The following is an 8,023-nucleotide window of genomic DNA, read 5'->3' as shown; positions in this document are numbered from 1 at the left end:
CCGCCCCCGCACTCCCCACCGCCCCCACCGGCTGACCGAACCAGCGGAGCCGGCGGGCCCGACCCCACGCCCGCTGGAGTGGAAGGTCGGCGGATCCGACGTCCCACGCGCCGGAGGGCGGCATCGGCGAAGGCCCCGATATGGCTGCACGGGACCAGGCGCCCCTCGTCCCAGCGGCCAACACAGGCCCGCCGGGAGTGGGAAGTCGACCGGGCCGACTTCCCGGGCGCCGGTGGCCGACATGGCCAACGAAGAGTCGACGGGGCCCACTCCCCGCGCGTCGGCGGAGTAGGAAGTCGACGGAACCGACTTCCTACGCCACAGGCGCGCCGAGGCGGACGGTCGGCGGATCCGGCCTCCCGCGCACCAGCAACCGACCGACTCACCCCCCGAACAGGAAGTCGGCGGGCCCGACTTTCCACGCACCAGCGCCCAGCATCGGCGAAAGCGCCACGATGACTGAACGGGATCCGGCGACCTGCGGCCAACGCAGGCGCTCCAGGAGTGGGAAGTCGACCGGGCCGACTTCCCGGGCGCCGGTGGCCGACATGGCCAACGAAGAGTCGACGGGACCCACTCCCCGCGCGCCGGCAAGGCACCCGCCACGGCCGGAGCAGGAAGTCGGCGGGCCCGACTTTCCACGCGCCGGGGGCCAGCATCGGTGAGAGCGCCGCGATGACTGCGCGGGGTCCGGCGCCCAGCGGCCGACACAGGCGCTCCGGGAGTGGGAAGTCGACGGGGCCGACTTCCCACTCCGGTGGGGTGGGTCAGGTGGTGACAGCGTAGAAGGCTACGGCTGCGGCGGCGCCGACGTTGAGGGAGTCGACGCCGTGGGACATGGGGATGCGGACGGCGTGGTCGGCGGCGGCGAGGGCTTGGGGGGTGAGGCCGTCGCCTTCGGCGCCGAGCATGAGGGCCGCTTTGGGGAGGCGGTGCGGGGTGAGGGTGGCCAGGTCGGCGGCGGTTTCGGCCGGGGTGAGGGCGAGCAGGCTGAAGCCGGCGGCGCGCACCGTGTCCAGGGCGGCGGGCCAGGGTTCCAGCCGGGCGTACGGGACGGCGAAGACGGCGCCCATCGACACCTTCACCGCGCGCCGGTACAGCGGGTCCGCGCAGTCGGGCGAGAGCAGGACGGCGTCCATGCCGAGCGCGGCGGCGCTGCGGAAGATCGCGCCCAGGTTGGTGTGGTCGACCAGCCCCTCCAGGACGGCCACCCGGCGGGCGCCGGCCAGCAGCTCGGCGGCGTCCGGCAGCGGTTGCCGCTCCATCGAGGCGAGGGCGCCGCGGTGGACGTGGTAGCCGGTGACGGCCTCGGCCAGGGCGGGCTCGACGACGTGGACGGGGGCGTCCACCTCGGCGATGACGTCGGCCATCACGTCCAGCCACTTGGGGGTCAGCAGCATCGACCGCATCCGGTAGCCGGCCGCCAGGGCGCGGCGGACGACCTTCTCGCCCTCGGCGATGAACAGGCCCTCGGCGGGTTCGCGGCGGCGGCGGAGTTCGACGTCGGTCAGACCGGTGTAGTCGGCGAGGCGCGGGTCGGCGGGGTCGGTGATGGTGCTGGGTTCGGACACCCTGCGATCTTGCCAAGTCGGACCGGGGAAGGCCAACCGGCCCAATGGACGGGGTGGTCGGCCTTGGCCCGTCGCCGCGTGGAGTGCAAATATGACGTATGGCCCGATTTCCGGGCCGATCTTGGGCTCCGTCGGACCCTGGTGCGGCCGGTTCCACCTCCGCCTCCCGATCCACCGGTCCCGTCGCCGGCTCGCCCGGTGGGCGCCCACACGGTCGGCGCCAGCGATCACGAACGGCCCGGACCGCACCGGCCCGGGTCCGGTCGGTAGCGGGACAGGTCTTCGCGCTGCAGGTCCTGGTGGTGCTGCTGCTGGTGGTGGCGGCCGTGATCGCGCTGGTGGTGCAGTCCCGCAACGACGCCCGGCAGGAGGCCACCAACCGCTCGGTGGCGGTCGCGCAGACCTACGCCAACTCGCCGGGGATCGTCGCTGCGCTGCGATCCCCCGACCCGACCGCGCTCCTGCAGCCCTCGGCGCAGGCGGCGCGGATCAACGCGGGCGTGGACTTCATCGTGGTGCTCAACACCGACGGCATCCGGCTCACCCACCCCGACCCGAGCCGGATCGGCCACAAGGTCATCGGCAACTACCAGCCCGCCCTGAACGGGCAGGTGGTGACCGAGCAGGTCCAGGGCACCCTCGGGTCGCTGGTGCAGGTCATCGTGCCGGTGCACGCGCCCAGCGGGCAGGTGGTCGGGATGGTGTCCGCGGGCATCACGGTCGCCAATGTGAGCAGTGCCAGCGAGCGCCAGCTGCCGGTGGTGCTGGGCGCGGCCGCGATCGGGCTCGCGCTGGCCACCGGCGGGACGGCGCTGATCAGCCGGCGGCTGAAGCGGCAGACCCGGGGGCTGGGGCCGACCGAGATGACCCGCATGTACGAGCACCACGCGGCGGTGCTGCACTCCGTGCGCGAGGGCGTGCTGATCATCGGCGAGGACGGCCGGCTGCTGCTCTGCAACGACGAGGCGCGCCGGCTGCTGGATCTGCCGCCGGACGCCGAGGGCCGTCCGCTGACCGAGCTGGGCCTGGAGCCGGCGCCGCTGGAGATCCTGGCGGACGGGCGGCCGGTCAGCGACGAGGTGGTGCTGGCCGGTGAGCGGCTGCTGGCGGTGAACGTGCGGCCGACGGACCGGGACGGCGGACCGCCGGGGTCGGTGGCGACGCTGCGGGACTCGACGGAGCTGCTGGCGCTGACCGGGCGGGCCGAGGTGGCGCAGCGGCGGCTGCGGCTGCTGTACGACGCCGGGGTGACGGTCGGCAGCACGCTGGACGTGACGCGGACGGCGGAGGAGCTGGCGCAGGTCACGGTGGGCCGGTTCGCCGACGTCGTCACGGTCGACCTGGCCGACCAGGTGTTGGAGGGCGACGAGCCGCCGTCCGGTCCGACGCTGATGCGGATGCGGCGGGCGGCGCTGGCGGCGGTGCGGGACGACGCGCCGTTCTACCCGGTCGGCACGGTGCTGGAGGTGGCGCCGTCGACGCCGCTGGCGGGGGCGTTGAACAGCGGGCTGCCGGGGGTGGAGCCGCGGCTGGCGGAGGCCACGGGGTGGCGGGAGCAGGATCCGGAGGCGGCGGCGCGGGTGCTGGCGTACGGGGTGCACTCGCTGGTGCGGGTGCCGCTGAAGGCGCGCGGGGTGCTGCTGGGGATCGCCCGGTTCTGGCGTTCGGAGCGGGAGGAGCCGTTCGAGGAGGAGGACCTGGCGCTGGCGGAGGAGCTGGTCGCGCACGCGGCGGTGTGCGTCGACAACGCGCGCCGGTACACCCGGGAGCACGCGATGGCGGTGACGCTGCAGCACAGTCTGCTGCCGCGCAGCCTGCCGGAGCAGAACGCGCTGGAGGTGGCGCACCGGTACCTGCCGGCGCAGGCGGGGGTGGGCGGGGACTGGTTCGACCTGATCCCGCTGCCGGGGGCCCGGGTGGCGCTGGTGGTGGGGGACGTGGTGGGGCACGGGCTGCACGCGGCGGCGACGATGGGGCGGCTGCGGACCGCGATCCACAACTTCTCGACGCTGGACCTGCCGCCGGACGAGCTGCTGGGGCACCTGGACGAGCTGGTGAACCGGATCGACCTGGAGGAGTCGGCGACCGGGGTTTCGGCGGCGGTGACGGGGGCGACCTGTCTCTACCTGATCTACGACCCGGTGGCGCGGCGGTGCACGGTGGCCAGCGCGGGGCATCCGCCGCCGGCGCTGGTGCGGCCCGACGGGTCGGTGGTGTTCCCCGAGCTGCCGACGGGGCCGCCGCTGGGGCTGGCGGTGCTGCCGTTCGAGACGGTGGAGCTGGAGGTGGCGGAGGGCAGTCGGCTGGTGCTCTACACGGACGGGCTGGTGGAGGACCGCGAGCGGGACATCGACGAGGGGCTGGAGCTGCTGCGGGCGGCGTTGACGGGGCCGCCGCGGACGCCGGATCAGACGTGCGCGGACGTGCTGGGCGCGATGCTGCCGACCCGGCCGCAGGACGACATCGCGCTGTTGGTGGCGCGGACCAGGGGGCTGTCGGCGGACCAGGTGGCGGAGTGGGAGGTGCCGTCGGATCCGGCGGCGGTCGCCCGGGTGCGGGCGGCGGTGGCGGAGCGGCTGGAGCGGTGGGGGCTGGCGGACGCGGCGTTCGTCACCGAGCTGATCCTGAGCGAGCTGGTGACCAACGCGATCCGGTACGGCACGGGGCCGATCAAGGTGCGGCTGCTGCTCGACCGGGCGCTGATCTGCGAGGTGTCGGACGGCAGCAGTACGTCGCCGCACCTGCGGTACGCGGCCACCGAGGACGAGGGCGGGCGCGGGCTGTTCCTGGTCGCCCAGTTCGCGGACCGGTGGGGGACGCGGTACACCGCCACCGGGAAGGTGATCTGGACGGAGCAGCCGCTGGAGTAGTCGTCGGAAAACTTTGCAAAGCCACACTTTGCAAAGTTCGGGCGCGGCGGTGGTTGGGGCGCTGAGCTGGGAAAACGCTCGGGGCACTTTGCAAAGTCGCACTTTGCAAAGTGCCCCGAGCGGAGAACCGCGAGGAGAGGGCGGGGTCAGGCGTCGGGGAAGGCGTCGGCGAGGACGTTGACGACGTCGCCGATGACGATCACCGCCGGGGGCTTGACGCCCTCGGCCTCGACGGTGGCGGCGACGGTGGCCAGGGTGGCGTCGACGCGGCGCTGGGCGGCGGTGGTGCCCTCCTGGACGACGGCCACCGGGGTGTCGGCCGCGCGCCCCTCCGCGATCAGCCGGGCCGCGATCGCGCCGATCTTGTCGACGGCCATCAGCAGCACCAGGGTGCCCGTCATCCGGGCGAGCGCCCCCCAGTTGGTCAGCGAGCGCGCGTCGTCCGGCCCCACGTGCCCCGAGACCACCGTGAACTCATGGGTCATCGCCCGGTGCGTGACCGGCACGCCGACCGCCGCCGGCACGCTGATCGAGCTGGAGATGCCCGGCACCACCGTCACCGGCAGCCCCGCCTCGGCGCAGGCCAGCAGCTCCTCGCCGCCGCGCCCGAACACGTACGGGTCGCCGCCCTTGAGCCGCACCACGAACTTGCCGGCCTTGGCGTGCTCGACCAGCGTCCGGTTGATCGCCTCCTGCGCCATGAAGCGCCCGTACGGGATCTTCGACGCGTCGATCACCTCGACGTGCTCCGGCAGCTCCGCCAGCAGCTCGCGCGGCGCCAGCCGGTCGGCCACCACCACGTCCGCGTCCGCGAGCAGCCGCCGCCCGCGCACCGTGATCAGGTCCGGGTCGCCCGGGCCCCCGCCGACCAGCGCCACCCCCGCGCCGTGCGCGCGGAACTGGCGGGCCGCGAGCGAGCCGTCGCGCAGCCCCTCGACGATCGAGTCGCGCAGCGCGGCCGAGTGCCGCGGGTCCCCGGTGAGGACGGCCACGGTCGCCCCCGCGTCGCGGCCGCTGGCCGGCGTCCACGCGGTGGCGGCGGAGGCGTCGTCGCTGCGGGCGCAGAACACCCGGCCGCGCTCCGCCTCGGCGCTGACGGCGGCGTTCACCGCCGGGTCGTCGGTGGCCACCAGCGCGTACCAGGCGTCGGCGAGGTCGCCCTCCTGGTAGGGCCGCCGGTGCCAGGTCAGCTCCCCGGCGTCGGCCATCGCCTGGACGGCCGGGGTGGTGGCCGGGGATATCAGGTGCACCTCGGCGCCGGTGGCGAGCAGGGCGGGCAGCCGCCGCTCGGCGACGTGGCCGCCGCCGACCACCACGACGCGGCGGCCGGCCAGCAGCAGGCCGACCGGGTACGGGGTGCGGCCCTCGGTGCTGGGGTGGGGGGTGGGCGCGGTCATCGGTGGTGCTCCTGGATCGGTGAGGGTGTGGGGGTCGGCGCGGCGCCGCTCCGCGCACCGGCGCGCCCTCGGGCCGGTACGCGGAGCGGTTGGGACGAGCGTCAGGCCTTCTCGGTGACCCCGGCGGAGTCGAAGGTGGCTACATCGTGCATCGCGCGGGCCGCACTCTGCACCAGCGGCAGGGCCAGCAGGGCGCCGGTGCCCTCGCCGAGTCGCAGGTCGAGGTCGATCAGCGGGCGCAGGCCGAGCTTGGCGAGCGCGGCCTGGTGGCCGGGCTCGGCCGAACGGTGGCCGGCGATGCAGGCGGCCAGCACCTCGGGGGCGATCGCCTTGGCGACGAGCGCCGCCGAACCGGCGATCACGCCGTCCAGGATGACCGGGGTGCGCAGGCTGGCCGCACCGAGCAGGAAACCGGCGAGGGCCGCGTGCTCCAGGCCGCCGACGGCGGCGAGGACGCCGATCGGGTCGCCCGGGTCGGGCTGGTGCAGGGCCAGGGCGGCCCGGACCACCTCGACCTTGCGGACGTGCGTCTCGTCGTCGATGCCGGTGCCGCGACCGGTGACCTCGGCCGGGTCCAGGCCGGTGAACACCGAGATCAGGGCGGCGGAGGCGGTGGTGTTGGCGATGCCCATGTCGCCGGTGATCAGCGCCTTGTTGCCGGCCGCGACGAGGTCGCGGGCGGTCTCGATGCCGACCTCCAGGGCCTTGAGGGCCTCCTCGCGGGTCATCGCCGGACCCTGCGTCATGTCGTCGGTGCCGGGCTTGACCTTGCGCGGCAGCAGACCGGTGGTGCGACCCTGCTGGATCGCGTCCGGCAGCTCGGCGGCCACGCCGACGTCGACCACGCAGACCTCGGTGCCGATCTGCTTGGCGAAGGCGTTGACCACCGCTCCCCCGGCGAGGAAGTTGCCGACCATCTGGGCGGTCACCTCCTGCGGCCAGGGGGTGACGCCCTGGGCGTGCACGCCGTGGTCGCCGGCGAAGACCGCGACGCAGGCGGGCTCGGGGATCGGCGGCGGGCACTTCCGCGACAGGCCGCACAGCTGGGCGGAGATGATCTCCAGCATGCCGAGCGAACCGGCCGGCTTGGTCATCCGCTTCTGGCGGTCCCAGGCCTCGCCGAGCGCCTTGGCGTCCAGCGGGCGGATTCCGCGCAGGGTCTCCGAGAGCACGTTGTGCGGATCCTCGCCCGGCAGGGCGCGGTTGCCGTACTGCTCCTCGTGGACGACCCAGGACAGCGGGCGCTTCTTCGCCCAGCCCTGCTGCTGGAGCTCGGGCTCCTCCGGGAAGGCGTCGACGAAGCCGACGCACAGGTAGGCGACGACCTCCAGGTGCTCGGGCAGGCCGAGCTCGCGGACCAGCTCCTCCTCGTCGAAGAAGCTCACCCAGCCGACGCCGAGGCCTTCGGCGCGGGCGGCCAGCCAGAGGTTCTCGACCGCGAGGGCGGACGAGTACGGGGCCATCTGCGGCTGGGTGTGCCGGCCCAGGGTGTGGCGGCCGCCGCGGGTGCGGTCGGCGGTGACCACGATGTTGACGGGCGTCTCAAGGATCGCCTCGATCTTGATTTCCTTGAACTGCTTCGCGCGGCCCTTGGGGAGCGAGTCCGCGTACGCCTCGCGCTGGCGCTCGGCCAGTTCGTGCATCCGGCGGCGGGTCTTCGCGGAGCGGATGACCACGAAGTCCCAGGGCTGCGAGTAGCCGACGCTGGGGGCGGTGTGGGCCGCCTCCAGGACGCGGATCAGCACCTCGTGCGGGATCGGGTCGGGGCGGAAGCCGTTGCGGACGTCGCGGCGCTCGCGGATGACCTGGTGGACCGCCTCGCGGCCGGCGTCGTCGAAGCCGGGGGCGGCCGGGCCGCGCGGCTCGGCGGGCTCGGTGACGGCTTCGGGCTCGGTGACGGCTTCGGGCGCGGCTTCGGCGGCGGGGGCGGCCTCCTCGGCGGTCCCGGCGGGCTCCGTGGTCGCAGCGGCCTCGGCGACCTCGGAGGGTTCGGCCGGTTCCGTGGCGGCTTCGGCGGTGGCCTCCGCCGGGACCACGGCGTCGGCTGCGGCGACGACGGCGTCGGCCTCGGGCTGGGCCTCGACGGCCTCCGGCTGCTCGACGACCGGGGCTTCGGCGGCGGCCTGCTCCACCACGGGCTGCTCGACGGCGGGCTGCTCGGCAGCCTCGGCAACGGCCTCGGCGA

General features: G+C 74.7%; 4 protein-coding genes. 1 reads left to right on the top strand and 3 read right to left on the bottom strand.

What is annotated here, in order from left to right:
* Window positions 1-767 precede the first annotated feature (767 nt).
* Window positions 768-1,571: a TrmH family RNA methyltransferase gene (locus ABD308_RS17045; RefSeq protein WP_344335183.1), complete on the bottom strand. Its 804-nt coding sequence runs from the start codon at window positions 1,569-1,571 to the stop codon at window positions 768-770.
* Between the two features lie 98 nt (window positions 1,572-1,669).
* On the opposite strand from ABD308_RS17045, the gene ABD308_RS17040 reads away from it, so the two are divergent.
* Window positions 1,670-4,441, top strand: coding sequence for a SpoIIE family protein phosphatase (locus ABD308_RS17040; protein ID WP_344335180.1), 2,772 nt, complete (start codon window positions 1,670-1,672; stop codon window positions 4,439-4,441).
* Between the two features lie 146 nt (window positions 4,442-4,587).
* Here the strand turns inward: ABD308_RS17040 and cobA are convergent, their stop codons facing one another.
* Window positions 4,588-5,838, bottom strand: a complete 1,251-nt coding sequence (gene cobA / locus ABD308_RS17035; protein WP_344335177.1) for a uroporphyrinogen-III C-methyltransferase — start codon at window positions 5,836-5,838, stop codon at window positions 4,588-4,590.
* Window positions 5,839-5,939: 101 nt separating this feature from the next.
* The coding region (gene cobT, locus ABD308_RS17030; protein WP_344335175.1) for a nicotinate-nucleotide--dimethylbenzimidazole phosphoribosyltransferase at window positions 5,940-8,023 on the bottom strand (2,084 nt) is incomplete at its 5' end.

This window comes from Kitasatospora putterlickiae (assembly GCF_039527695.1).
GTDB classification, from domain to species: domain Bacteria; phylum Actinomycetota; class Actinomycetes; order Streptomycetales; family Streptomycetaceae; genus Kitasatospora; species Kitasatospora putterlickiae.
This window is presented reverse-complemented; position numbering and strand designations above follow the sequence as displayed.

Coding starts and splice junctions, on each gene's coding strand:
- ABD308_RS17040 (WP_344335180.1), top strand. CDS start 1,670: ATGGCCCGATTTCCGGGCCGATCTTGGGCTCCGTCGGACCCTGGTGCG.
- cobA (WP_344335177.1), bottom strand. CDS start 5,838: ATGACCGCGCCCACCCCCCACCCCAGCACCGAGGGCCGCACCCCGTAC.